General features: G+C 33.9%; 28 protein-coding genes. All 28 read left to right on the forward strand.

Annotated features, from left to right (window positions below; genetic code table 11):
* Positions 1–11 precede the first annotated feature (11 nt).
* The 28 genes from PRVXT_RS07170 to rpsO all read left to right on the forward strand — a co-directional run bounded on the left by PRVXT_RS07170 (position 12) and on the right by rpsO (position 25,114).
* Complete coding sequence (locus PRVXT_RS07170; protein ID WP_350344978.1) at positions 12–314, forward strand: hypothetical protein; 303 nt, start codon at positions 12–14, stop codon at positions 312–314.
* Between the two features lie 21 nt (positions 315–335).
* Positions 336–800, forward strand: coding sequence for a DUF6115 domain-containing protein (locus PRVXT_RS07175; RefSeq protein ID WP_350344979.1), 465 nt, complete (start codon positions 336–338; stop codon positions 798–800).
* Positions 793–1,206: a hypothetical protein gene (locus PRVXT_RS07180; protein WP_350344980.1), complete on the forward strand. Its 414-nt coding sequence runs from the start codon at positions 793–795 to the stop codon at positions 1,204–1,206. The genes PRVXT_RS07175 and PRVXT_RS07180 overlap by 8 nt, the downstream gene beginning before the upstream one ends.
* A gap of 62 nt (positions 1,207–1,268) precedes the next feature.
* The gene (locus PRVXT_RS07185; protein WP_350344981.1) at positions 1,269–1,832 is read left to right on the forward strand and encodes a hypothetical protein; all 564 of its coding nucleotides are present in this window, start codon (positions 1,269–1,271) and stop codon (positions 1,830–1,832) included.
* Positions 1,833–1,968: 136 nt separating this feature from the next.
* A complete protein-coding gene (gene rpsB, locus PRVXT_RS07190; protein WP_350344982.1) occupies positions 1,969–2,661 on the forward strand; it encodes a 30S ribosomal protein S2 in 693 nt (230 codons plus the stop codon).
* Positions 2,662–2,753: 92 nt separating this feature from the next.
* The gene (gene tsf / locus PRVXT_RS07195) at positions 2,754–3,401 is read left to right on the forward strand and encodes a translation elongation factor Ts (protein WP_350344983.1); all 648 of its coding nucleotides are present in this window, start codon (positions 2,754–2,756) and stop codon (positions 3,399–3,401) included.
* A 106-nt stretch (positions 3,402–3,507) separates the two neighbouring features.
* Positions 3,508–4,233, forward strand: a complete 726-nt coding sequence (pyrH, locus tag PRVXT_RS07200) for a UMP kinase (RefSeq protein ID WP_350344984.1) — start codon at positions 3,508–3,510, stop codon at positions 4,231–4,233.
* Positions 4,226–4,783 carry a ribosome recycling factor gene (gene frr, locus PRVXT_RS07205; RefSeq protein ID WP_350344985.1) on the forward strand — a complete coding sequence of 186 codons (558 nt, stop codon included), beginning with the start codon at positions 4,226–4,228 and terminating at the stop codon, positions 4,781–4,783. The genes pyrH and frr overlap by 8 nt, the downstream gene beginning before the upstream one ends.
* Positions 4,784–4,787: 4 nt before the next feature.
* Positions 4,788–4,964, forward strand: coding sequence for a hypothetical protein (locus tag PRVXT_RS07210; protein WP_350344986.1), 177 nt, complete (start codon positions 4,788–4,790; stop codon positions 4,962–4,964).
* A gap of 65 nt (positions 4,965–5,029) precedes the next feature.
* Positions 5,030–5,773, forward strand: a complete 744-nt coding sequence (locus tag PRVXT_RS07215) for an isoprenyl transferase (protein WP_350344987.1) — start codon at positions 5,030–5,032, stop codon at positions 5,771–5,773.
* Positions 5,774–6,541 carry a phosphatidate cytidylyltransferase gene (locus PRVXT_RS07220; RefSeq protein WP_350344988.1) on the forward strand — a complete coding sequence of 256 codons (768 nt, stop codon included), beginning with the start codon at positions 5,774–5,776 and terminating at the stop codon, positions 6,539–6,541. It abuts the gene before it with no gap.
* A 21-nt stretch (positions 6,542–6,562) separates the two neighbouring features.
* On the forward strand, positions 6,563–7,705 hold the full coding sequence (locus PRVXT_RS07225) for a 1-deoxy-D-xylulose-5-phosphate reductoisomerase (protein ID WP_350344989.1): 1,143 nt from the start codon (positions 6,563–6,565) through the stop codon (positions 7,703–7,705).
* Between the two features lie 4 nt (positions 7,706–7,709).
* Positions 7,710–8,726: an RIP metalloprotease RseP gene (rseP, locus tag PRVXT_RS07230; protein ID WP_350344990.1), complete on the forward strand. Its 1,017-nt coding sequence runs from the start codon at positions 7,710–7,712 to the stop codon at positions 8,724–8,726.
* Positions 8,727–8,737: 11 nt separating this feature from the next.
* Positions 8,738–9,802 (forward strand): flavodoxin-dependent (E)-4-hydroxy-3-methylbut-2-enyl-diphosphate synthase, encoded by a 1,065-nt coding sequence (gene ispG, locus PRVXT_RS07235; RefSeq protein ID WP_350345127.1) that lies wholly within the window; start codon positions 8,738–8,740, stop codon positions 9,800–9,802.
* Positions 9,803–10,040: 238 nt separating this feature from the next.
* Positions 10,041–11,729, forward strand: a complete 1,689-nt coding sequence (locus tag PRVXT_RS07240) for a proline--tRNA ligase (protein WP_350344991.1) — start codon at positions 10,041–10,043, stop codon at positions 11,727–11,729.
* Between the two features lie 14 nt (positions 11,730–11,743).
* Positions 11,744–12,379, forward strand: coding sequence for a glycosyltransferase family 2 protein (locus tag PRVXT_RS07245; protein ID WP_350344992.1), 636 nt, complete (start codon positions 11,744–11,746; stop codon positions 12,377–12,379).
* Positions 12,380–12,412: 33 nt separating this feature from the next.
* A complete protein-coding gene (locus tag PRVXT_RS07250) occupies positions 12,413–13,066 on the forward strand; it encodes an MgtC/SapB family protein (RefSeq protein WP_350344993.1) in 654 nt (217 codons plus the stop codon).
* A 9-nt stretch (positions 13,067–13,075) separates the two neighbouring features.
* A complete protein-coding gene (locus tag PRVXT_RS07255) occupies positions 13,076–17,308 on the forward strand; it encodes a PolC-type DNA polymerase III (RefSeq protein WP_350344994.1) in 4,233 nt (1,410 codons plus the stop codon).
* A gap of 107 nt (positions 17,309–17,415) precedes the next feature.
* Entirely contained in the window at positions 17,416–17,883 is a 468-nt protein-coding gene (rimP, locus tag PRVXT_RS07260; protein ID WP_350344995.1) for a ribosome maturation factor RimP, read from the forward strand.
* Between the two features lie 13 nt (positions 17,884–17,896).
* Entirely contained in the window at positions 17,897–18,934 is a 1,038-nt protein-coding gene (gene nusA / locus PRVXT_RS07265; RefSeq protein WP_350344996.1) for a transcription termination factor NusA, read from the forward strand.
* Between the two features lie 22 nt (positions 18,935–18,956).
* Positions 18,957–19,217, forward strand: a complete 261-nt coding sequence (rnpM, locus tag PRVXT_RS07270) for an RNase P modulator RnpM (protein WP_350344997.1) — start codon at positions 18,957–18,959, stop codon at positions 19,215–19,217.
* Entirely contained in the window at positions 19,214–19,522 is a 309-nt protein-coding gene (locus PRVXT_RS07275; protein ID WP_350344998.1) for a L7Ae/L30e/S12e/Gadd45 family ribosomal protein, read from the forward strand. Before rnpM ends, PRVXT_RS07275 begins: the two co-directional genes overlap by 4 nt.
* Before the next feature lie 15 nt (positions 19,523–19,537).
* Positions 19,538–21,625: a translation initiation factor IF-2 gene (gene infB, locus PRVXT_RS07280; RefSeq protein ID WP_350344999.1), complete on the forward strand. Its 2,088-nt coding sequence runs from the start codon at positions 19,538–19,540 to the stop codon at positions 21,623–21,625.
* Between the two features lie 14 nt (positions 21,626–21,639).
* On the forward strand, positions 21,640–21,984 hold the full coding sequence (gene rbfA, locus PRVXT_RS07285; RefSeq protein WP_350345000.1) for a 30S ribosome-binding factor RbfA: 345 nt from the start codon (positions 21,640–21,642) through the stop codon (positions 21,982–21,984).
* A complete protein-coding gene (locus PRVXT_RS07290) occupies positions 21,974–22,939 on the forward strand; it encodes a DHH family phosphoesterase (protein WP_350345001.1) in 966 nt (321 codons plus the stop codon). Before rbfA ends, PRVXT_RS07290 begins: the two co-directional genes overlap by 11 nt.
* A 1-nt stretch (position 22,940) precedes the next feature.
* Positions 22,941–23,810, forward strand: a complete 870-nt coding sequence (truB, locus tag PRVXT_RS07295; protein ID WP_350345002.1) for a tRNA pseudouridine(55) synthase TruB — start codon at positions 22,941–22,943, stop codon at positions 23,808–23,810.
* 14 nt (positions 23,811–23,824) lie between these two features.
* A complete protein-coding gene (locus PRVXT_RS07300) occupies positions 23,825–24,733 on the forward strand; it encodes a bifunctional riboflavin kinase/FAD synthetase (RefSeq protein ID WP_350345003.1) in 909 nt (302 codons plus the stop codon).
* Between the two features lie 120 nt (positions 24,734–24,853).
* Positions 24,854–25,114 carry a 30S ribosomal protein S15 gene (gene rpsO / locus PRVXT_RS07305; RefSeq protein ID WP_350345004.1) on the forward strand — a complete coding sequence of 87 codons (261 nt, stop codon included), beginning with the start codon at positions 24,854–24,856 and terminating at the stop codon, positions 25,112–25,114.
* The last annotated feature ends 92 nt before the right edge of the window (positions 25,115–25,206 follow it).

Below are 25,206 nucleotides of genomic sequence, written 5' to 3' on the forward strand. Positions count from 1 at the left end.
GGGGTAATGCTGTGAGTTTTAAACCGATTGACCTTCAGGTGCTACTTCCTAAAAGTGGAAAAGTAGCGAAAATTTTTAATAACCATGGAGAACAGTTAAATCAATTAGGGTTACAGCAGCAAACAGTTCAGCTATCACAAATGAAATTAAAAACAGTTCAAAAACAGGAGAATGCCCAAGGAGCATCAATAAGTTCTAAAGATAAAAAAAGCAAAAAATACAGGAATAAAGATCATAACAAAAAGTCAAGAGATGCAGAAGAAGATACTTTTAAAGACCCAAATAAAGGTAAGTATGTAGATATTAACATTTAAAATAAAAAGGGTGTAGTGTTTATGTCAGAACCAGTTATCCTCCTTGTAGGAGTTTTAATTATCATTTTAGCTGTACTGTATGCCTATATCAGAAAAAAACAAAGCTCTGAAAGTTTTGAATTGGAATTACATCAAAACAACTATGAAGTTGATGAGCTTGAAAAAACTTATCAAAGGCTTTTAATGGAAATTGAAAGAAATAAAAAGGACGCTATAAACCAAATTTTCTATGCAAAACAAAATGCGTTAAAAGAGATTAAATTGTCACATGAAAGCCAGTTAAAAGCTTTAAAGCAAAAAAATATTGAAAAAACAGAGGAAAATGCAGAAATTAGCAAACTTGAAGCAAAACATAGTAAAGTTATAAAGCTTTTAGATAAAGGGAAGTCAGCTACTGAGGTCGCTGAAGAATTAGATAGAGGGGTAGGAGAAATTAATATTATTGCTAGTTTATTAAAAAAGGAGCGTAATGCTAAAAATGGATAAGTTTTTACTAGGAGTAGGAGTGGGTATTTTATCAGTATACTTGATTCTGACTCTTACTTCTAAGCCCTTGTTTGTCAACGAAAATGATATTTTAACTATAGCTAAATCCCAGGGAATGTTAAGTAAAGAAGAAGCTAGACAAGATTTATATGATGAAATTTTTATCGAAATTCAAGAAGATTTTGAAAAACAATTAAACAATACCTATCATAAAATAAAAATCCAAGAGGGCAGCTCATTATCGACAATTACAGAAAGTCTTGTAAATAACAAAGTTATTTCTGACTCTAATGAATTTGAGGAAACTGTCAAAGATTTAGATCAAACCCATAACATTAAGTATGGAACATTTTACTTACAAAATGGATTAGAATATGAAAAAATTATCGAAATTCTAACAAACTAATTTTCTTTTAGCATATTTTCCTCTTCTAAAGTTATAATAGTAATTGATGGGGGGATTTAAATATGACAAAGAAGATTAGTTTTTTGAATTTAGGTTTAGTTTTCTTAGGTGGAATCATAGTTACCTTAGCTTGCTTATCAATGTACATATATTTTTCCTATGGTTCTGGGCTATATGTCAGAGTGGACATGGAACAATTTTTGCCACAAATTAACCAAATTGTTGTTGATGTGACAAAGGAACAGTTGCCGAATCATATAGATAAGGCAAAGGATGATATTCCAATTATTATAGATGAACATATGAGTGGTCAAATTAGCGAAGCATTTGTGACTGTAGGTGATATAAAAGTTGACTTACCAGAGGAAATGATTGACTCTATGGAACAAAATTTTAAAGACAATGTTGAGTACGCCATGTTGCAACTACTTTTAAATATTGACGAAGATGAGTTGGCAAAAAGCATTTCTAGTGATATAGAAGCGACCGCAGAACTAATGCTAACCCAGCATTTTAAAGAACACAAGATTCATCTTAAACCAAATTCATTTTTTACCATTCCAGTCACTTTAATGTTTGAAGAGGATGAAGATTTGGTTCCTGCTATGAATTTAGATTTTGACTAATCTTTTTATTGTATAAAAACAAATAATATGTTATACTACTAATGTTGTAAAACGCACGCTCGTTAGTGATACTGGTGACCTTATGGTTTATATCACTTACAGAAGAGCGGAGGCAAACCAGGAAGGAGGAATTATAATGGCAATTATTTCAATGAAACAACTTTTAGAAGCAGGTGTACATTTCGGGCATCAAACCCGTCGTTGGAATCCAAAGATGGCTGAATATATTTTTACAGAAAGAAATGGAATCTATGTAATTGACCTGCAAAAAACAGTAACAAAAATGGAAGCTGCCTATAATTATGTAAAAGAGGTGGCTGCAAATGGAGGTACCGTACTTTTTGTTGGTACTAAAAAGCAGGCTCAAGAGGCTGTCGAAGAACAAGCCAAAAGGGCAGGCATGTATTACGTGAGTCAAAGATGGCTAGGTGGGATGTTAACCAACTTTGACACAATCAGTAAAAGAATTGGAAGGTTAAAAGAACTTGAAAAGATGGAAGAGGATGGAACTTTTGATTTGCTTCCTAAAAAAGAAGTTATTAACCTTAAAAAAGAAAGAGACAAGCTAGAAAAAAACCTTGGTGGAATAAAGGAAATGAAAAAAGTTCCTGATGCAATTTTTGTAGTTGATCCAAGAAAAGAAAGAATAGCTATCGCTGAAGCCCGTAATCTGGATATTCCTGTAATTTCGATTGTGGACACTAACTGTGATCCAGATGAAGTAGATTATGTGATACCAGGTAACGACGATGCTATCCGGGCAGTTACCCTTATAACAACTAAAATTGCTGATGCAATTATAGAAGGAAGACAAGGGGAACAAGAATAATAGACTTTGAGGTAAGGAGATGCCACGGTTAGTATTAAGTGGCCCTTACCTTTTTTTAAAATTTAGTAAAAAAAGGGAGGATATATTATATTATGATTACTGCAAAACTTGTAAAAGAGTTAAGAGAAAAAACCGGTGCTGGGATGATGGATTGTAAAAAGGCCTTAACTAAAACTGAAGGCGATATGGATAAAGCTGTTGATTACTTAAGAGAAAAAGGGTTGTCTGCCGCTGCTAAAAAATCTGGCCGAGTTGCAGCTGAAGGAGTAGTAGAGTCATACATACATGGAGATGGAAGAATTGGAGTTTTAGTAGAAGTAAATGCAGAAACAGATTTTGTTGCCAAAAATGAAGAGTTTAAACAATTTGTTAGTGATATTGCAATGCAAATCGCCGCTGCTAACCCAACCTATGTTACCAGAGAAGAAGTTCCCCAAGAAGAGCTTGAGCGAGAAAAAGAGGTTCTTAAAAATCAAGCTCTAAATGAAGGAAAACCAGAACATATTGTAGAAAAGATGGTTGAAGGTCGTATGGATAAATATTTTAGCGAAGTTTGTCTTTTAGAGCAAGAGTTTGTTAAAGATGGCGATAAAACTGTTCAAGAACTGTTGACAGAAAAAATTGCAAAGATCGGCGAAAATATCTCAATCCGCCGCTTTGTTAGATACGAAGTTGGCGAAGGTCTAGAAAAGAAAGATGAAGACTTTGTAGAAGAAGTAAAAAAGGCAGCTCAGGTTTAATAAAATATCACATCATTAAAAAGAGCACCTTTTAGTGCTCTTTTTTAAAAAATTAAAGGATTTTATCTGCAATATATAGAAACAAAAAGGGGGATATTTTTTAAAAATGCCTAAGTATAACCGTATAATTTTAAAGCTAAGTGGAGAAGCCCTTGCTTGTCAAGAGGGGTCAAGTATTGATAGTACAGTTTTAAAGTCAATTGCAAAGCAAATAAAGGAAGTCAAAGATATCGGTACAGAAGTAGCTATAGTAGTAGGCGGAGGCAATATTTGGCGAGGTGCTACTGCCAGCCATAAGGGCATGGAAAGGGCTACTGCTGACTATATGGGTATGCTAGCGACTACTATAAATAGCTTAGCTCTGCAAGATGCATTAGAATCGATAGGAGTTGTAACCCGTGTACAGACTGCAATTGAAATGAGGCAGATAGCAGAGCCATATATAAGGCGAAGAGCTATAAACCACTTAGCAAAAGGTAGAGTAGTGATTTTTGCTGCCGGCACTGGAAATCCATATTTTTCTACAGACACTACTGCAGCCCTAAGAGCTGCAGAAATTGGTGCAGAGACAATTCTTTTAGCTAAAGGGAAGGTAGATGGAGTTTACGATAGCGATCCCCTTACAAACCCTGATGCAAAGAAATTTAAAGAATTGACTTATATTGATGTATTAAATAAAAACTTAGGAGTGATGGACTCTACTGCTTCATCGCTGTGTATGGATAATAATATTCCCCTTATTGTCTTTGCTTTAAATCAAGAAGGCAATATTAAAAAGGCAGTGATGGGAGAAAAAATAGGAACAATAGTAAAGGGGGAGAATAATGATTAACGATGTTTATTCAGATGTTAAAACAAGAATGAAGAAGGCTATTGAATCATTGCAAACAGACATGAACTCTGTAAGAGCAGGTAGAGCGACACCTAGTTTGTTAGACAGAATAATGGTGGAATATTATGGGGCTCAAACACCGCTAAACCAATTAGCAAACATATCTGCTCCTGAACCACGCTTGTTAGTTGTTCAGCCGTGGGACAAGTCAGTGATACCAGAAGTTGAAAAAGCAATTTTAAAATCTGACCTAGGTTTAACTCCTAATAATGATGGTACAGTTATTCGCTTGGCAATACCGGCGCTTACCCAAGAAAGAAGAAATGAGTTGGTTAGATATGTTAAGCAAAAAGGTGAAGAAGGAAAGGTTGCTATACGAAATATACGAAGAGACGGCAATGACACTGTAAAATCACTGGAAAAAAATAACGAAATTTCTGAAGATGAAAGTCGAAAGGCACAAGAGGAAATTCAAAAAATAACTGATGAATTTATTAAAGAGGCTGATATTGTTATTGAAAATAAGGAACAAGAAATTTTAGAGGTGTAATATATTGAACTTACTTGCTTTGAACCTAGAAGAAGCAAAACGTATGTTAGTACATAAAGAAAAAGAATATGAACTAATAAGCTTAGAAGAAGAACAAGTGGTTGATCCTTTTAAGTGGCGGGTTATAAAGCAAAAAGAAGGACACAATAAACTATTGCTTTATATAGTTAAGCAAAGATAAGATTAGCCCTCCTTTTCTTAGGGAGGGCTAATCTATATTACTCTTTGCGTTGAGGAGGTTTAAAATTGTCATTTTTTAGCAAAGAATATAATAAAGAAAACGTGCCAGAAACTGTAGCGATCATTATGGATGGTAATGGCAGATGGGCTAAAAAAAGAGGTTTGCCAAGAAGTATGGGGCATAAAAAAGGTGTAGAAGCGTTGAAAAGAATAATTGAAGTTAGCGCTAAAATTGGTATTGGAAATTTAATTTTATATGCATTTTCTACAGAAAACTGGAAAAGGCCAGAAAAAGAAGTCAACTATCTTATGAAACTACCCGTTGAATTTTTAGGTAAAGAGTTAGAAAATATACATAAAAATAACGTTAAAATATCCACTATTGGAGAAATAGACAAGTTGCCTAACAAAACCCAGGAGGCTATAATAAAAGGTAAAAACCAGACATCTCAAAATACAGGACTTAATTTAGTTTTTGCTATAAACTATGGAGCAAGAAGTGAAATTGTTAATGCCGCTAAGGAAATTGCTAGAAAAGTTGATAAGGGTGATATTGAAATAGAAAACATCAATGAAAAGTTATTGGCTTCACATCTAGAAACAAAGGATATTAAAGATCCTGATTTATTAATAAGGCCTGGAGGAGAAGCGAGAGTAAGTAACTACCTACTATGGCAAATTGCGTACAGCGAGCTATACTTTTGCGAAACACTTTGGCCTGAGTTTGGTGAAGATGAATATTTAAAGGCCATTAAAAGCTATCAAAATAGAAATAGGAGATTTGGTGGTATTTTAGGGAGGAAAAAGTAAATGTTTAAAAGGATTGGCACGGCAATACTAGGTATACCCCTAATATTAATTATTATATGGTTAGGAGGGCTACCGTTAAGTGCTTCACTTCTATTATTAGGGATGATTGCAACATCAGAATATACTAAAATGTTGAATCTACCTAAATTTAAAGTGGGAATTCCAATAGCATTTTTTGGGTTTTGTTTATTTTTTTCTTCAATACCTTTTCATATAATATTTTTTGTTTACTTTTTTATTATTGCTGTTTATTTATTAATAGTTAATTTTCACAGTGAAGAGATTAATACATTGGCTTACTCGTTAATCCCAATTCCTTACATATTTTTACCGTTTTGGTTATTGGGGGCTATTAGACAGCAGGAAAATGGATTTATTTTTTTATTGATAATTCTTGTCATACCGTGGATTACCGATACTGGTGCATATTTTGTAGGTTTATCAGTAGGAAAAAACAAACTGTTACCTTCTGTTTCTCCTAAGAAAACTATTGAAGGTGCTTTAGGGGGCTTATTCCTCTGCATTTTATTTTTGGTATCGGCAAACTATTATCTAGATATATTAGCTTTTCATGAAGCCTTTCTTTTTGCCTTTGTTGGAAGTATATTAGCACAAATAGGGGACCTTTTTGAGTCAGCTTTAAAGAGAAAGTGTAATATAAAGGATTCTGGAGATATTCTTCCAGGTCATGGTGGGATTTTAGATAGATTTGATAGTCTATTGTTTATAGCTCCATTTGGATATATATTTTTTAAGTATTTTATATAATGAATTAAGGGGGAAGCTTATATGAATATAGCAATACTAGGGTCTACCGGCTCTGTTGGTAAACAGGCCCTAGAAGTAATAGAGCAGGCTCCTAACTTGTCTGTATATAGTTTAGTTGCCAACAGAAGCATAGATTTAGTAGAAATTCAGGCTAGAAAATTTAAGCCGGAGGTAGTGGCTGTATATAATGAAAAAAAGGCGATGGAGCTTAAAGGTAGATTGGCAGACACTAGGATAAAGGTGCTTGGTGGAGAATCAGGTGTTATTGAGGCAGCATCCTGTGAAGAAGTTGATACTGTTTTGTCGGCAATTGTGGGAACGGCTGGTTTATTACCAACCTATAATGCTGTAAAAAACAATAAAAAAGTAGCTTTAGCTAATAAGGAAACACTAGTAACTGCTGGTCATATTATAATGGAGTTAGTTAAAAACAACAATAATCCTTTATTACCGGTAGATAGTGAACACTCTGCCATATTCCAAGCAATACAAGGTAACTCTTCTAAATTTATTGAAAATATCTATTTAACAGCATCAGGTGGACCGTTTCGCGGTAAAAAATCTGCTGAACTTGAAAAAATAACTCCTCAAGATGCGTTGAAACATCCTAACTGGGATATGGGTAGTAAAATTTCTATAGATTCAGCAACTATGATAAATAAAGGTCTGGAAATAATTGAAGCTAAATGGCTCTTTGATCTGAGTTTAGATCAAATTGAAGTTGTAATTCATCCTCAAAGTATAATACACTCTGCAGTCTGTTTTAGCGACGGAAACATTATTGCTCAGATGGGGCCATCGGATATGAGAATGGCAATAAGTTATGCCTTTTCTTATCCCGAAAGATTCATGAATAATTTCAAAAGGCTTGATATTTTTGATCAAAACTTGACGTTTGAGCGGCCGGACTATGAAACATTTAATGGTTTGTCTTTATGTATTGAAGCAATAAAGACAGGTGGTAGTAATCCAGCTGTGCTAAATGCGGTAAATGAAGTATGTGTGGAATCGTTTTTATGTGGTAGAATAAACTTTAATGACATATCTAAAATCATTGAAAAAGTTCTTTCTATGCATAGGAATATTCAGCATCCTACTTTAAGTGAGGTATTAGACATAGACAATTGGGCAAGAGAAAGTACATTGGGATTGATTAAGGGGTGATTAGATGTCAATTATTGTAGCTGTTATTGTTTTAGGTGTACTAATAACAGTACATGAGCTTGGACATTTTTTAGTGGCAAAAGCTGTTGGAATGCATGTTAAAGATTTTGCTATCGGTTTTGGTCCTGCAATAGCAAAATTTCAAAAAGCTGAGACATTATACGCCATAAGATTATTTCCCCTAGGTGGCTATGTAAGAGTACTTGGGGAAGATGAGGATGAGCGTTCAAAAGAAGGTAGCATGCAATCTAAGACTGTTGGCGAAAGATTTTTATTTGTTTTAGCTGGTCCACTTATGAACTTTCTGCTGGCTATTTTACTTTTTATGTTAGTAGCTTTTGCATTTGGATTAGCTACTAATGCTGGTGAAATAGGAAGAGTTGTTAAAGGGGATGTAGCTGACCAAGCAGGTTTAGAATCTGGTGATGTAATAATAAGCATTGACCAACAAGAGGTAAACTCATGGGAAGACATTGTAGAAGAAATTAGTGCTGCTCCGGAGCAAAGCTTAAATATTGAAATTATGCGAAATGATAAGATTCAAAATGTTACGGTAGTTCCACAGTATGATGAAACAGGACAGCGGGGAGTAATCGGAATAATGCCACCATTAGAAAGATTGGGGCTTGTTGACTCAATTAAATATGGATTATCACAAACTGCAGTAGTTGGCAGAATGATTTTTCACGGTTTAAGGGATTTATTCTTTGGTGATGAAGGATCTATTGATGATTTAGCTGGACCTGTAGGTATAGTATCATTAGTAGGAGAAACTGTGAGGTTTGGTTTAGCAAACGTGATATTATTTGCTGCAGCTTTAAGTGTAAACTTGGGTGTTTTGAATTTACTACCTATTCCAGCTTTAGATGGCAGTAGACTAGTATTTCTTATTATTGAGGGAGTTAGAGGTAAACCAATTGATCCGGAAAAAGAAGGTTTTGTTCACATTATCGGTGTCCTATTTCTTTTACTGCTATTTGTTATAGTTATGTATAACGATATTATGAGGATACTATCTTGAGGTGAAATATGATTAAACGAAAAGAAAAAAAAGTAATACAAGTAGGAAAGTTAAAAATAGGGGGGGATAACCCCATAGTAATTCAATCAATGACCAACACAAAAACTTGTGATATTGAAAGTACTGTTAATCAAATTAAGCAACTTACTGAAGTTGGTTGTCAAGTGGTGAGATTGGCTATACCGGACTTAAAAAGTGCAATGGCTATTGCAGATATTAAAAAGCATGTTGAAATTCCTTTGGTTGCAGATATCCATTTTGATTATAAACTAGCTTTGGCAGCTATTGAAAATGGAATAGACAAAGTTCGTATAAACCCAGGTAATATAGGGAGAAGGGACAGTGTTGTAAGGGTTATTGAAAAAGCTAAAAAAAATTCAGTTCCTATACGAATCGGGGTCAACAGCGGCTCTTTGTCTAAAGACTTAGTAGATAGAAAAGATATTAGTACTTCCGAAAAAATGGTGATTGCTGCTCAAAGAGAAGTGGAGGTTTTGGAAAGCTTAGACTTTATAGATATTTGCATTTCTTTAAAATCATCAGACGTAATTACTACTATAGAAGCATATACAAAATTATCACAGAAGTTACCATACCCGTTACACTTAGGTGTTACAGAAGCTGGTTTGTATAAATCAGGTACAGTTAAATCTGCCATTGGGATAGGCACTCTATTATATAATGGTATAGGGGATACCATTAGAGTATCTTTAACGGGAGATCCAGTTCAGGAAGTAGAGGTTGCCTATGAAATTATTCATAGTTTAAATTTATCTACATCCAAAACAAAAACTGAAGTTATTTCTTGTCCTACATGTGGTCGTTGTGATGTAGATATAGAAAATCTATCTAAAAAAGTTATGGAAAAGCTCAAACACAATAAAAACAACATAAAAGTTGCTGTTATGGGTTGTGTTGTTAACGGCCCTGGCGAAGCTAAAGAAGCTGACTTAGGCATAGCAGGAGGAAAGGAAAAGGGAATAATATTTTCTAAAGGTAAAGTTATAAAAACAGTACCTAATGCGGCATTACTTGATGAGCTTTGTGTGGAAATTGACAAATTGGAAAATAAATGATATAATATTTCCAAATATTTAGGTGACGAAATTAGAAAATAGTAAATAGTCTATGCAGTACAGGGAATGGAGATTGATTGAGAACTTCATCTGCTAATCTATTGAACCAAATTCTAAAGTCCATGGTGGTGCTTTATAGCCGTAAAAGAGGATACATATTCGTATCAATTTTGGGTGGTACCGCGGATCTCCGTCCCTAGCTTAGGGAGGAGATTTTTATTATTTAGGAGGTAGTTATATGAGAACATCAAGGTATTTTTTACCAACGCTTCGCGAAGCGTCTAACGAAGCTGAAACTGTTAGTCACCAGTTAATGTTAAGAGCTGGCTTAATTAGAAAGCAAGCATCAGGAATTTATACTTATTTGCCGTTAGGCTATAAAATATTGAAAAAGGTGGAAAATATAATTCGAGATGAAATGGATGAATCTGGGTGTTTAGAAATTTTAGGCCCTGCTATCCAACCAGCTGAGCTATGGCATGAATCTCAAAGATGGAATGAATTTGGAGACGAGATGTTTAGGTTAAAAGATAGACATGATAGAGATTTTTGTTTAGGTCCTACTCATGAGGAGATTTTTACTGACATCGTTAGAAATAACTTAAAGTCATATAAAAATTTGCCTATGACATTGTATCAAGTTCAAACAAAATACAGAGATGAAAGAAGACCACGGTTCGGTGTTATGCGCAGCAGAGAATTTATCATGAAAGATGGATATAGCTTTGATCTTTCAGAAGATGGACTAGATAGCAGTTATCAGATTATGTTTAATGCATATAAGCGTATCTTGGAGAGACTTGATTTAAAATATCAAATTGTAGATGCTGATTCTGGAAACATGGGAGGTTCTCATTCCCATGAGTTTATGGTAATTAGTGAAGTTGGAGAAGATGATATTATATACTGCTCTAACTGTGGGTATTCAGCAAATATTGAAAAAGCAATTAGTCAAACTATGGGAAGTCAATCGGAAAAAAACACTAAAGATTTAAAAGAAGTTGTTACACCAGATGTTAGCAGTATTGATGATGTAGCTAGTTTTTTAGAAGTAGAGCTTGGTAACATTGTGAAATCCATGGTCTATGTGGCACATGGGAAAACATATGTGGTTTTAGTAAAAGGAAATCATCAAATTAATGAAGTAAAGCTAAAGAAAATCTTAAACACTACCGATTTAGAACCAGCAGATGGACTTCAAATAAAAGCAATAAATAGTGAGTTAGGGTTTACAGGGCCTATATACCTTCAAGGAGCAACGATAATTTGTGATAAAGAAGTAGAGAAAATGAAGAACTTTGTGGTAGGTGGGAATAAAAAAGATACTCATTTAATAAACTGCAATATAGGTCGTGACTTTACCCCGAACATTACAGCAGATATACGCTCAGTAAATGAAGGGGAGCTTTGTGCAAGCTGTAATTCTCCGTTAAGTAAGTCAAAAGGTATTGAAGTAGGTCATATTTTTAAGTTAGGCAATAAATACTCTAAAAATCTAAAGGCTACAGTATTAAATAAAGAAGGAAAAGAAGTACCTTTACTAATGGGGTGTTATGGCATAGGTGTTAATCGCTTACTAGCAGCAGTAATAGAGCAAAACCACGATGAAAACGGAATAATTTGGCCAAAAGCTTTGGCTCCTTTTCAAGTATCTATAATACCAGTAAATACTAAAAAAGAAGAACAAAATAAATTAGCGGAAGACTTATACAGCAAACTTAAAATAAAGTATGATGTAATGTTAGATGACCGTAAAGAAAGAGTGGGAGTAAAATTTAAGGATCATGAACTAATAGGGGTACCAGTTCAAATAGTAGTGGGTAAAAACGCATTAGAAAATAAAGTGGAAATAAAGTATAGAGATAATAAAGAGAAATCTCTAATTGACGTAGAGGAAGTTGTAGAGACTTTAGACAATTATTTCTAAAGGAGGAAACTAATTTGTCAGCTACATGCATAATCCCAGCTTACAACGAAGGGAAAACAATAGGCAATGTTGTTAAGGTAGTTAAAAGTCACAAAAATGTCTCAGAAGTTATAGTGGTAAGTGACGGCTCTATAGATGATACTGCTGAAGTAGCAAAGTTGAATGGAGCTAAGGTTATAGAACTTAGCGAAAATAAAGGTAAGGGTGGAGCAATGAATGAGGGGTTAAAAAGTTGTGAGACAGAAATTATACTATTTCTAGATGCGGATTTGATTGGCTTGACAGATAAACATGTCGCAGACTTATTAGACCCGGTGTTAAATGGTGATAAGTTAATGAGTTTAGGAGTCTTTTCGCAAGGGAGAGCTACTACAGATCTAGCTCAAAGGGTAGCCCCTTATTTATCGGGGCAAAGGGCGATTAAAAGGGACCTACTTAATAAAGTTTCTGACTTAGATGTATCCAGGTTTGGAGTGGAACTTGCACTAACTAGGTTTGTGGAAAATAATGATATTGAAATTCAAATAGTTCAACTTCCAGATATGAGCCATGTTATGAAAGAAGAAAAACTGGGGGTTGTCAAAGGTTTTGTGGCTAGACTAAAAATGTATTGGGAAATTGTACACTACTATATTAAAAATCCTAGTTAAACCTAGGATTTTTTGATAAAAGAGGAGGAAGAGATGACAGCTATTCAACTTTTTGGTGCACTGTTACTAGCAATTGTTTTAGGAAGTATAGTAGGTTTAGAAAGAGAAACTAATAACCACCCAGCAGGTTTTCGTACTCATGCTTTAGTCTGTGTCGGTTCTGCTTTAATTACTATTATATCATGGCAGGTTTATGACAGTTTTCAAGTAGGGGACCCTGGAAGAATAGCAGCACAAATAGTTAGTGGTATAGGCTTTTTAGGTGCAGGAACGATTATGAAAGAGGGGTCATCTATTCGAGGTTTAACAACTGCTGCCAGTTTATGGGCCGTATCTGCCACTGGAATGGCAGTGGGATTCGGTTATATTTATATAGCTATAGCTACAACACTACTTATTGTAGTGGTATTAATGTTGTTTTCTAAGTTAGAACAAAAACTAGTATTTACTAAACAAAGTATACAGGTTAAAATAGAGGTAAGAGATAGACCTGGAATTCTAGGAGAAATCACCAGTCAAATAGGTAGTTATAAAATTGATATTAGAAATGTATCTCTAAGCTCTGTAGATAATGGGGATATGGAAATAATGCTGTTTTTAGGTCTTACACCTAAGGTGTCGTTGCATCACTTATTAGGTGAACTAGCAGCAATTAGGGGAGTACAAAAAGTAAATTATGATAGTTAGGGGATTTTTATGGAAGCAAAGCAGATTTCAAATAAAGAGCTTAAAATAAATAAGATTTCTGTTTCCGCCCATCACAACCGATGGGTTATTTTCATTAGTGAAATAAACTATTGTGAAAAATCAGTTATAAATCTAAAGAAACAGTTAAATAATTTAGTACCTGATGTAAAAATAGAATTTTGTATTCAAAAAAGCTTGCCGTCGACTACTCTTTTATATTTAGTAAAAAAAAATAAAGAACATATTTTAGAGAAAATAGAAAATGAGTATACAACGTTTAAAGGTAGTACTCAAATGTGGTCTTTAACTGTAGAAGGTAAGGTAGTTAAGTTATCTATACCAAATAAAATACATCATTTTTATGCCCTCAAAAATGGGTTAGATAAATGGTTAGAAAAATATTTTCTGAAGAAAATAAAAGCTGAAGCAAGGGTTTTAATTAATCTATCGGAAAAAAAGCATGACACTAAAAAAGTGTCTAACAACCATAAAGAAGATGAAGTGACTTATATAAAATCTTTAGAAAAGAAAATAAAAGAAAGCAAGTCCATATCTTCACAAGGAACTTCTCCAAGGGAAGGCGATGTTGTCATAGGGAAGCAGATTACTGCAACTCCTGTTGATATATCAACAATACTAGAAGAAGATAAAAATGTTTGTGTAGCTGGCTTAGTTTTTAATGTAGAGGTTTTAGAATTTAGAACCGGAAGGACTTTACTTACCATTGATATCACTGATAATACTGATTCTATTACATGTAAATATTTTTTAGAGGATGGACAACAGCGTCCTAATTTAAATAAGGGTGACTATATAAAAGTTTTTGGATATGTTCAAACGGATAAATATACTCAAGAACTAACTTTTTCTCCTTTTTCAATTAATAGATTTCAACCTGTAGCGAAGAACGATGAGGCAGAAAAAAAGAGAGTAGAGTTACATTCTCATACGAAAATGAGCACAATGGATGCCACAGTGACTGTTTCAGAGCTGATTAAAAGAGCTTCCAACTGGGGGCACAAAGCTATTGCTATAACAGATCATGGCGTTGTTCAATCATTTCCGGAAGCAGCTGAAGTTAGTGAAAATCTTGATATAAAAATCATTTACGGAGTGGAAACATATTTAGTTGATGACGAAAAAAATGATGTTTTTTTTGGAGATACTTCTATGTTAAATGACAAGGATTATGAAAACTGTTCTTTTGTAGTTTTAGACTTTGAAACTACAGGCTTAAACAATAAGACAGATGAAATTATTGAAATAGGAGCTGTTAAAGTTAATAATGGAGAAATTACTGACAGTTTTTCATCTTTTGTAAAACCGAACAAAAATATACCTCCCAAAATCACAGAAATAACTGGAATAACTGAAGAAAATGTAAAAGAGGCTCCTTCTATCAATGATGTACTTCCTAAATTTATTGATTTTTGTAAAGGAGCTATACTAGTAGCTCATAATGCAAAATTTGATTTAGGTTTTCTTGACTCTGCTTGTAAAAAACAAGAGATTGATTTTAAGTACCTCGCTTTAGATACTTTGAATCTAAGCAGATTATTAGTTTTAGGAGTTAGTGATTTTAAGTTAAAGACGTTGGCTAATCATTATGATATAAACCTGGAAAACCATCATAGAGCTGAAGATGATAGTAAAGCTACAGCATTTTTGCTTCTTAGACTTTTTAAAGAAAGTAAGGATTTAGGGTTTTTAACTTTAAAATCCCTTTCTTTAATTCCTTCTGAAAAGAAACTAAAAGGCAAAAAAACATACCACTGTATAATATTAGCCCAAAATTATGAAGGGTTAAAAAACTTATATAAGCTTATATCATTAGCTCATACAAAACTATTTTATAAAAAGCCTAAACTAAGTAAAACGTTAATTAAAAATCTGTCTAACGGTTTGATAATTGGCTCTGCTTGTGAAGCAGGAGAAATTTTTCAAATGTTTTTAAATAATGAAGAAGAGAATATTATAAAAGAAACTGCACAGTTTTATGATTACTTGGAGATACAACCTGTTAAAAACAATCAGTTTCTAATTGAAAAAGATATTTTAAGCAGTAAAGAACAGATTGAATCAATAAACAAAAAAATTATATCTTTAGGGAAAAAATTAAACAAGCCAGTGGTTGCTACTGGGGATGTACATTTTTTAGATAATCATGACAACATCTATAGAGAAATACTTATGACTGGCCAAGGATTTTCTGACGCTGATAGGCAGCCACCATTATATTTTAAAACAACCAATGAAATGTTATCTGATTTTTCTTATCTTCCTAAAGAAACTCAGCAAGAGGTCGTAATAGAAAACCCTGGGAAAATAGCTGATATGATAGAAGAGTTAAAACCCATTCCAGATGGTCTTTTTACTCCTAAAATAGATAATGCAGACGACGAGATTAAAAGAATGTGTAAAGAGAAAAGTGAGGAATTATATGGGAAGTCAGTTCCTGAGATAGTAACTAAAAGACTACAAAAGGAACTAGGTTCTATAATAAAGCATGGTTTTGGGGTAATATACTACATTTCCCATAAGCTTGTTACAAAGTCACTTAGTGATGGTTACTTAGTTGGTTCTAGGGGTTCAGTTGGATCATCTTTAGTTGCCACATTTACAGATATAACAGAAGTTAATCCACTTCCCCCTCATTATAGGTGCCCTAATTGCAAATATAGTCAATTCATTGAAGATGGTTCGGTTGGAACAGGTATTGATTTACCCGATAAGGATTGTCCTAAATGTAATACAACCTTTGTTAAAGATGGTCATGATATACCTTTCGAAGTTTTCCTTGGTTTTGATGGAGATAAAGTACCAGATATTGACTTGAACTTCTCAGGAGAATATCAAGCAACTGCACATAAGTATACAGAAGAATTATTCGGCACAGGATATGTTTTTAAGGCGGGAACAATTTCAACAATTGCTGAAAAAACTGCTTTTGGATTTGTTAAAAACTATCTTTCGGATAAAGACCTCATTAAACGGAATGCAGAAACAAATCGTTTAGTCAGTGGATGTAGTGGGATTAAACGCACTACGGGACAGCATCCTGGCGGACTCATGGTTGTACCCAATGATAAAAGCATCTATGATTTTTGTCCTATTCAACACCCGGCAGATGATAAAAAGTCAAATACTATAACCACCCACTTTGATTATAATGCTATAAGTAGTAGATTATTAAAACTCGATATACTAGGTCATGATGATCCTACAGTAATAAAGCTGCTAGAAGACTTGACCGGCGTTAACGCTCAAAAAATACCTTTAGATGACCCCAAAACAATGTCTTTGTTTTCTTCAACTAAAGCTTTAGGAATAGATTCTAAAGAACTAGGCTCTGAAGTAGGGAGCATGGGAATACCAGAATTTGGAACATCTTTTGTTCGTCAAATGTTAGTGGACACCAAGCCAACTACATTATCAGAACTATTTAGGATAAGTGGTTTATCGCATGGAACAGATGTATGGCTGAATAATGCTCAAGATATTGTAAAGAATAATATTGCCCCCTTGTCACAAGTTATTTCCACTCGTGATGATATAATGACTTATTTATTACACAAAGGCCTTGAACCGTCTATGGCTTTTAAAATAATGGAGTCAGTAAGAAAAGGTAAAGGACTGACAGACGAGTTTTTATCAGCTATGAAAAATCATAATGTACCTCAGTGGTATATCGACTCATGTAAAAAGATTAAATATATGTTTCCTAAAGCTCATGCTGTTGCTTATGTAATGATGGCGTTTAGAATAGCTTATTTTAAGGTGCATCATCCTATAGCTTTTTATTGTGCCTATTTTTCAGTACGGGCTACAGACTTTGATGTAACTTTAGTAAAAGAAGGCCTTAAAGGAATAAAAGCTAAACTAAAAGAACTTAAATCATTGGGTAATAACATGACAGCAAAAGAAAAATCAACTTTAACTATGTTGGAAATTTGTTTAGAGATGTATTTAAGAGGGTTTGAATTCCTGCCCGTAGATATTTATAAATCACATGATAATAGATTTATCATCGATGATAACAACTTACTTCCCCCCTTAGTTTCAGTACCAAGCTTAGGTCTAAATGCAGCGAAAACTGTTTTAGATGCTAGAAATAATAGAGAATTTTTATCTATTGAAGATATGAAAAAAAGGACTAAATTATCAAAAACTGTTATTTCAACTCTAAAGGAACTTGGTTGTTTAAAAGATTTACCTGAAACTAACCAACTCTCTTTATTTTAGTTAGTTGCAATGCTCCCTAAAAAATGGTACAATCTAATAGGAGTACTGTATGAGTGGGGCATCCCCACTCTTTATTGTTATATATGATACTTTAAGAGGTGAAAAAAATGAAAAAGGATGTCCTTGTTCAAATAACAAGTTATGTACGAGTAATAGCTGAAGAGCTGGGTTTTAACCTTGTAGACGTGCAATTAGTCAAAGAAAGTGGTTATAGCTATCTACGTGTTTTTATAGAAAATTTAGATGGTGAATTGACAACAGAAGACTGTGCTAAAGTAAACGAAAAGATAAGTGAATATTTAGATGATATTGATCCCATTAAAGAGCAATACTTTTTAGAAGTTTCATCACCGGGTTTAGAACGTCCTCTAAAGAAACCAGAAGACTTTTCACGTTTTAAGGGGCACTTAGTTCAGGTTAAGACCTATAAAAAAATAAACGGTAAAAAACTTTTTGTGGGGATTTTAGAAGGACTGGTCAACAATAAAATACATATATTGGATGAAGAAAAAGAAGAAGAATATGTGCTCAACTATGATGAAGTTGCTAATGTTAAGTTAACAATAAAGTTTTAGGAGGTGTCCCTAAATGGACAGTAATGAGTTTTTACAAGCAATAACTGATATAGTAAGGGAAAAAGGTGTAAAAGAAGATGTGATGTACGATGCTTTAGAAGCAGCCTTGCTGGCGGCATATAAAAAAGATTTTGGCAATGTAGAAAATGTAGCAGTGAAAATAAACAAAGATGAGGGTGTTGTTAAGTTAATTGCTACAAAGGAAGTAGTGGAGGTAGTAGAAAATTCAAACTTTGAAATTTCATTACAGGATGCTCGCAGCATCTCTAAGTTAGCAGAAATAGGGCATAAAATGGAAGTTGATGTTACACCTAAAAAGTATGGAAGGATAGCAGCCCAAACAGCTAAGCAGGTTGTTGTTCAAAGGCTCAGGGAAGCGGAAAGAACGATTGTTTATGAGGAGTTTGTAGACCGGGAAGAGGATATTGTATCTGGACTTATACAAAGGATTGAACAGAAAAATGTGTTTATCAACTTGGGAAAAACCGAAGCTATATTACCACCAGCAGAGCAAATAGAAGGTGAAGATTATAATATGAACCAAAATATTAAGGCCTATGTTTTAGAGGTGAAAAATTCTTCAAAAGGACCACAGATTTTTGTGTCGAGGAGTCATCCGGGGATGGTAAAAAGGTTATTTGAAAGAGAAGTTCCTGAAATACATGAAGGTATAATTGAAGTAAGAGCAGTTTCAAGAGAAGCGGGGTATCGCTCAAAAATTTCAGTCGTATCATCCAATCCTGATGTAGATCCAGTTGGTGCTTGTGTAGGTCCTAAAGGGATGCGGGTACAAGCTATCGTCTCAGAGCTTAGAGGAGAAAAAATCGATATAATTAAGTATAGTGAAGATCCTAAAGAGTACATTTCACAAGCTTTAAGTCCATCAAAGGTATTAGATGTTATACCTGACGAGAAAGAGAAAGTTAGCACTGTTATAGTTCCAGACGATCAACTATCTTTAGCTATAGGTAAGGAAGGTCAAAATGCTAGATTAGCCGCTAAGTTGACAGGATGGAAAATTGATATTAAATGTGAAAGTCAACTAAACTAATAAGTTTTAAGGTGGTGGCAAAGTGAGAAAGAGAAAGGTTCCTAAACGCATGTGTATCGGATGTCAAGAAATGAAGGCAAAGAAAGAATTTATTAGAGTAGTAAAAACACAAGAAGAAGATATTTTTATTGACCCTACAGGTAAACAGCCTGGAAGAGGTGCATACATTTGTCCAGAACTAGAATGTTTTAAGAAGGCCTATAAATCAAAAAGACTTGACAAAGCACTAAAAACTGCTGTGCCAGAAGATGTTTATCAAATTTTGGAAGATAGGCTAAAGTGATATCCCTTTTGGGCTTTGCTCGAAAAGCTGGCAAATTAAGTCTTGGTAGCACAGCAGTGGAAAAAAGTATTAAAGCAAAAAAAGCTAAGTTAATTATAATTACAGAAGATGCTAGCAATAATACAAAAGATAATTTTTATAAGAAAGCAAATTCAATGCATATTCCCATAATTGAAAAATTCAACCAAAAACAATTAGGAAATGCTTTAGGAAAAAGTAATACTACGGTAGTTTCTATAGTTGATAAAGGATTTGCAAAAGCCATATTAAAAAAATGGGAAGGTGGAAAATACAGTGTAGAATAATTGGGGGGGTTAACTATGTCAAAAAAGTATAGAGTATATGAAGTGGCTCGGGACTTATCAGTTTCTAGTAAAGAACTAGTGGAGCGCTTGCAAGGAACAAAGATAAATGTAAAAAATCATATGAGCACTCTTTCTGAAGAAGATGTTAGTTATGTTTATGATTTGTTTATTAAAGTTCAGGAAGAAAAAAACAATGACAATATCGATAAAAAAGATACAAAAGAGACTTTAATAGAGAATACAGAAGATCAAAAAGACCAAAGCAAAAAAAACAAAACAAAAAATAAAAAAAGAGGTAGAAATAAGCAGAAAAAGAACGAACAATCACAGATAACAAAGGATGATCAAATGAATAATAAAGTAGTTTTAACAAGTGATAGTATAACAGTTGCAGAGTTAGCAGAACAGTTACAGGTTAGCTCTACAGAGATAATTAAAAAATTGATGTCTTTAGGAATTATGGCAACTTTAAATCAATCCTTAGATGTTGAAACAGTGGAATTGGTAGCGTTAGAGTTTGATGTTACTGTTGAAGTTAAATCTGAAGAAGAGGAAAAAGTTGATGAACTTGATTTTGACGACAAGCCAGAAGATTTAAAACCACGTTCGCCAGTGGTCACTGTTTTGGGGCATGTGGATCATGGTAAAACCACTCTTTTAGATTCAATTAGAAATACAAAAGTAACAACTGGTGAAGCTGGGGGGATAACCCAACATATAGGTGCATATCAAGTCCGAGCTAATGAAAATAAAATTACATTTATAGACACACCTGGGCATGCAGCTTTTACTGCAATGCGGGCAAGAGGTGCTCAAGTGACAGATATAGCAATTTTAGTAGTGGCGGCAGACGACGGAGTTATGCCTCAAACAGTTGAGGCGATCAATCATGTAAAAGCTGCCGGGGTACCGATTATAGTAGCGGTAAACAAAATAGATAGACCCACTGCTAACGTAGATAAAATTAAACAAGAAATGGCAAACTATAACCTTGTACCTGAAGAATGGGGTGGAGATACTGTTTTTGCAGAAGTTTCTGCTTTAAAAGGTGAAGGGATAGACAATTTGCTAGAGATGATTGTCTTAGTTTCAGAAATGCAGGAGTTAAAAGCTAACCCAAATGCCCTTGCCAGTGGTACGGTAATTGAATCTAAACTTGATAAAGGTCGAGGACCAGTTGCTACTGTACTAATTCGAAGAGGTACACTGCATGTTGGTGATTCCATAGCAAGTGGTACAGCTTATGGTAAAGTTAGAGCAATGATCAACGACAAAGGCAAAAATATAAAAAAAGCTAAGCCTTCAACACCTGTGGAAATCTTAGGTTTGTCAGAAGCCCCACAGGCAGGTGAGTCTTTTAGGGTAATGGAAAACGATAAAACAGCTAGGAACCTAGCACAACAAAAATTAAACAAAGACAAAAATGAGCTGATGCAAAACAATTCAGCTGTATCTTTAGATGATTTATTTAAGTCTATTCAAGAAGGGGAAATTAAAGATTTAAATATAATTGTTAAAGCTGATGTGCAAGGGTCCTGCGAAGCAATTAAGCATTCATTAGAAAAATTGTCTGATGAAAAGGTAAATGTCAAAGTTATTCATACCGGGGTAGGAGCAGTCAATGAAAATGACGTGATGCTAGCTTCAGCATCATCAGCTATAATAATAGGTTTTAATGTTCGACCAGATACAAGTGCACAAAAAACAGCTAAAAAAGATGGCGTGGACTTAAGACTTTACCGAATAATTTACGATGCTATAGAAGATGTAAAAAAAGCAATGCAAGGTCTTTTAGAGCCTGAATATGAAGAAGTATTTGTAGGGAAAGCAGAAGTAAGACAAACCTTTAAAGCATCAAAAATAGGAACTATAGCTGGTAGTTATGTTACAGAAGGAAAAATGGTTAAGGGTTACGGAGTACGCTTAATAAGAGATGGCATTGTGATATACGAAGGAAAGCTGGATACTCTTAAGAGGTTTAAGGATGATGTTAAAGAAGTAAACACAGGGTATGAGTGTGGGATTTTATTGGAAAACTTTAATGATGTAAAAGACGGTGATATGGTGGAGTGCTTTACTGAACAAGAAGTAAAACCAGTTTAAATGAGGTGATTATTATGTCTCAAAGAGCAACGAAGTTAGGAGAAGCTATAAAAATAGAAATTAACGACATTATCCAAAAACGCTTAAAGGATCCAAGAGTTGGATTTTTAACAATTACAAGTGTTGATGTAACAAGTGACTTAAGAGAATCGACTATATTTTTCACAGTGTATGGCAGTGAACAAGAAAAAAAAGATACCCTAACAGGAGTAGAAAAGGCTAAGGGATTTATTCGCTCAGAGTTGGGGAAACGTTTAAAGGTGAGACATGTACCAGAGTTATATTTTAAGTTTGATTATTCTTTAGAGTATGGTAATAAGATAGATAAATTATTAAAGGATATTCATGATGAAAGATAGTTTAAATACTTTAATTAATCAGCTTAATAAAAGCAGTAAATTTTCCTTAGTTGCTCATCCTGGGCCTGATGGAGATAGCATAGGTTCTATAATAGCCCTGGGTTTAGGGTTAAGGTTTTTAGGTAAAACAGTATCAATGTACTGTACAGATACTCTGCCTGAGCAATTTAAATTTATAGAAGAAACTAGTTTGATTTCCCTTGGCAAGCCATCTGATCTTGATAGCTGTATAATAGCTCTAGATTGTAGTGATGAAAAGCGTTTAACTGATCAAGGAGTAGAGATTTCAGCTTTTACTATGTCGATAAATATTGACCATCATCCTAAAAATACCTGTTTTGCTGATATCAACTATTGTGATGATAGTAAAGTAGCAACAGCTGAGCTTATTTTCGAAATATTAAAGACCTTAAAAGTGCCCATAACCCAACCTATAGCCAACACTCTTTATTTAGGGATTGTAACAGACTCTGGTTTTTTCTCATATGAGAATACTAGTTCAGATACCCATGCTATCGCAAGTGAGTTGCTAGAATCTGGGGTAAACCCCAGTGTATTTAAACAAAACTTGGAGAAAAAAAGCATAAGTCACTATAAAGTTTTATCTTACTTTTTAAACAACATCAAACTTTATATAAATAATAGAGTAGCAGTCCTCGTTGCCGAAAAAAACGACCTTTTAGTACATGGACTTAGTGATTTTCAACAAATTGACGACCTTGTAGAGTATCTCCGAAATATAGATGGAGTAGAAGTTGCTATTTTGATAAAATGTGAACCTGAGCTTCTAAAGTTTAGCTTTAGGTCTACCAGTACCCTAGATGTGGGTGAAATATGTCGCGATTTTGGTGGCGGAGGACATAAAAAAGCAGCTGGCTTTAGTTTAAAAGCCCAATCTCATAAAAAAATTTTAGCAGATGTTCTAAAGACTGTAGAAGGGAAGTTAAACGAATAAAATGAATGGCATATTAAATGTACTAAAACCACCAGGTAAAACTTCACATCAAGTGGTAGCTGAAATAAGAAAAAAGTTAGGCATAAAAAAAGTTGGGCACACTGGCACATTAGATCCTAATGCTGCTGGTGTGCTGCCTATATGTGTTGGCAAAGCAACGAGAGTTAGTCAATATGTCTTAGATTTTGACAAGGTTTATAGAGCTGAAGTAACTCTAGGGAAAACTTCAGACACAGGAGACCTATATGGAAATGTTATTGAAAAAGAGCTGCCAGATAATTTTTCATTAAGCAAAAATGAACTTAACAATATACTAGAAAAGTTTACAGGCGAAATTAATCAAACTCCTCCTATGGCCTCAGCTATAAAAGTAAAAGGTAAAAAATTATATGAATACTATAGACAAGGTGAAGAAGTTGATATTCCTACTAGAAAGGTTAAGATATATAATATTAAGTTGTTAGAGAAACCTTTTGATTGTAAAAAATTCTATATTGATGTAACTTGTTCTAAAGGAACATACATAAGAACCTTATGTACCGATATAGGTGAATCAATAGGCACTAGTGGTGTAATGTCATTTTTATTAAGAACAAAAGTTGGGCCATTTGAAATTGATACTGCTATCCCTTTGTCAAAAATAAAAAGAGAAAATGTTTTTGATATTATGTTGCCCATAGATTCAGCACTGGTTCATTTTCCAAAGCTGGTTCTAAATGAACCCAGTAGTGATTCTATAATTCATGGCAGAAAAGTTGCTATAAATTCAGAAGTAAAGGGAGTAGCAAGAGTTTATAACACTGCAGGAGAATTTTTAGCCTTAGCTCGAGTTAAAAATAATGTCTTAATCCCTGAAAAAGTATATTTTTAAAGAGGAGGGGTGGAATGGAAGTAATATTTGGCATAGATAACATATCACCATTTAAAGAACGTTCTTATGTTACCATAGGCAATTTTGATGGTTATCACAAAGGTCATAAGCTATTAGTAGAGAAGGTACAGAGAAAAGCGATCAAAGGAGAGGGTAAATCTGTATTAATTACTTTCTTTCCCCATCCACAATCATTGTTTGTATCAGACTTTAAAATTGTAAATTCATTGGAAGTTAAAATAGAAAAGTTGAGAAAAACCGGAGTTGATTATTTAATAATAATACCTTTTACTCATCAATTCTCTAACATTTCCGCTTTCGAATTCGTTCAAGATATTTTAATAGATAAGCTTAATTGTAAAGGCGTTGTGATAGGATATGACTTTGCGTTTGGCAAAAAAGGAGAAGGTAATGGTGAGTTTTTAAAAAAGTATCAACAATTTTCTACCGAGGTTGTGGAGGCAGTAACTTTTAATGGTTTAATAGCATCAAGTACTGTTCTTAGAAAAGCACTGCTTGATGGGGATATTGCCCTTTATAATAATATTTCAGGAGATTATCCTTTATATACTGGTGTAGTAGTTAAGGGGCTGGGATTAGGAAAAAAATTCGGTTTTGCTACTGCCAATTTTTATCTACCCAGCAATTTATTATTTCCTAAAAAAGGTGTATATGCTGTTAAAGTAATAGTAGGTACGGAAACTTTCTCAGGAGTTGCTAACTTCGGAACTAAACCAACTATTGGTAGCAATAAACTTGTAGTAGAAGTCCATATTTTTGGTTTAGAGGAAAATTTATATGGGAAAAAAATAACTCTAAAATTAATACAATTTTTGCGAGAAGAAAAACAATTCTGCAGTAAACAGAAACTCATAACTCAGGTAAATGAGGATATAATAAGGTCTAAAGAAATTCTATGTTAGTATTTCTTTACATTTAGGGATTTATATGATAAAATTCTTTATGTAATTTCCTTATGCTCTGTTTATCGACTCACCGACGGTATTCTGGGCTAACGGAGTAAAAATAGGAGGTGAAAAATTATGACTTTTGACAAACAAAAAGTAATTGAAGAGTTTAAAACTCATGAAGGGGATACAGGATCTCCAGAAGTACAAATTGCAGTTTTAACACATAGGATTAATCAATTAAACGACCATTTTAAAACCCATAAAAAGGACTTTCATTCTAGAAGAGGTCTTCTTAAAATGGTTGGTAAAAGACGTAATCTTTTGAACTATTTAAAAGACAAAGATATCGAAAGATACAGAACCTTAATTCAAAAGCTAAACATCAGAAAGTAAATAAAGCGGGGGAAATCCCGCTTTATTTTTAATTCAATAAATTCAAAATAGTTGTATAGGCATATTATCTCTGTATAAAGGGATAATATTAT

It is taken from the genome of Proteinivorax tanatarense (assembly GCF_040267685.1).
GTDB classification, from domain to species: Bacteria; Bacillota; Proteinivoracia; order Proteinivoracales; family Proteinivoracaceae; genus Proteinivorax; species Proteinivorax tanatarense.

What these genes read in the sequence shown, in the direction of transcription:
- PRVXT_RS07175 (WP_350344979.1), top strand. Translation starts at nt 336, where the DNA reads ATGTCAGAACCAGTTATCCTCCTTGTAGGAGTTTTAATTATCATTTTA.
- PRVXT_RS07180 (WP_350344980.1), top strand. Translation starts at nt 793, where the DNA reads ATGGATAAGTTTTTACTAGGAGTAGGAGTGGGTATTTTATCAGTATAC.
- PRVXT_RS07185 (WP_350344981.1), top strand. Translation starts at nt 1,269, where the DNA reads ATGACAAAGAAGATTAGTTTTTTGAATTTAGGTTTAGTTTTCTTAGGT.
- rpsB (WP_350344982.1), top strand. Translation starts at nt 1,969, where the DNA reads ATGGCAATTATTTCAATGAAACAACTTTTAGAAGCAGGTGTACATTTC.
- tsf (WP_350344983.1), top strand. Translation starts at nt 2,754, where the DNA reads ATGATTACTGCAAAACTTGTAAAAGAGTTAAGAGAAAAAACCGGTGCT.
- pyrH (WP_350344984.1), top strand. Translation starts at nt 3,508, where the DNA reads ATGCCTAAGTATAACCGTATAATTTTAAAGCTAAGTGGAGAAGCCCTT.
- frr (WP_350344985.1), top strand. Translation starts at nt 4,226, where the DNA reads ATGATTAACGATGTTTATTCAGATGTTAAAACAAGAATGAAGAAGGCT.
- PRVXT_RS07220 (WP_350344988.1), top strand. Translation starts at nt 5,774, where the DNA reads ATGTTTAAAAGGATTGGCACGGCAATACTAGGTATACCCCTAATATTA.
- PRVXT_RS07225 (WP_350344989.1), top strand. Translation starts at nt 6,563, where the DNA reads ATGAATATAGCAATACTAGGGTCTACCGGCTCTGTTGGTAAACAGGCC.
- rseP (WP_350344990.1), top strand. Translation starts at nt 7,710, where the DNA reads ATGTCAATTATTGTAGCTGTTATTGTTTTAGGTGTACTAATAACAGTA.
- PRVXT_RS07240 (WP_350344991.1), top strand. Translation starts at nt 10,041, where the DNA reads ATGAGAACATCAAGGTATTTTTTACCAACGCTTCGCGAAGCGTCTAAC.
- PRVXT_RS07250 (WP_350344993.1), top strand. Translation starts at nt 12,413, where the DNA reads ATGACAGCTATTCAACTTTTTGGTGCACTGTTACTAGCAATTGTTTTA.
- PRVXT_RS07255 (WP_350344994.1), top strand. Translation starts at nt 13,076, where the DNA reads ATGGAAGCAAAGCAGATTTCAAATAAAGAGCTTAAAATAAATAAGATT.
- rimP (WP_350344995.1), top strand. Translation starts at nt 17,416, where the DNA reads ATGAAAAAGGATGTCCTTGTTCAAATAACAAGTTATGTACGAGTAATA.
- nusA (WP_350344996.1), top strand. Translation starts at nt 17,897, where the DNA reads ATGGACAGTAATGAGTTTTTACAAGCAATAACTGATATAGTAAGGGAA.
- infB (WP_350344999.1), top strand. Translation starts at nt 19,538, where the DNA reads ATGTCAAAAAAGTATAGAGTATATGAAGTGGCTCGGGACTTATCAGTT.
- rbfA (WP_350345000.1), top strand. Translation starts at nt 21,640, where the DNA reads ATGTCTCAAAGAGCAACGAAGTTAGGAGAAGCTATAAAAATAGAAATT.
- PRVXT_RS07290 (WP_350345001.1), top strand. Translation starts at nt 21,974, where the DNA reads ATGAAAGATAGTTTAAATACTTTAATTAATCAGCTTAATAAAAGCAGT.
- truB (WP_350345002.1), top strand. Translation starts at nt 22,941, where the DNA reads ATGAATGGCATATTAAATGTACTAAAACCACCAGGTAAAACTTCACAT.
- PRVXT_RS07300 (WP_350345003.1), top strand. Translation starts at nt 23,825, where the DNA reads ATGGAAGTAATATTTGGCATAGATAACATATCACCATTTAAAGAACGT.
- rpsO (WP_350345004.1), top strand. Translation starts at nt 24,854, where the DNA reads ATGACTTTTGACAAACAAAAAGTAATTGAAGAGTTTAAAACTCATGAA.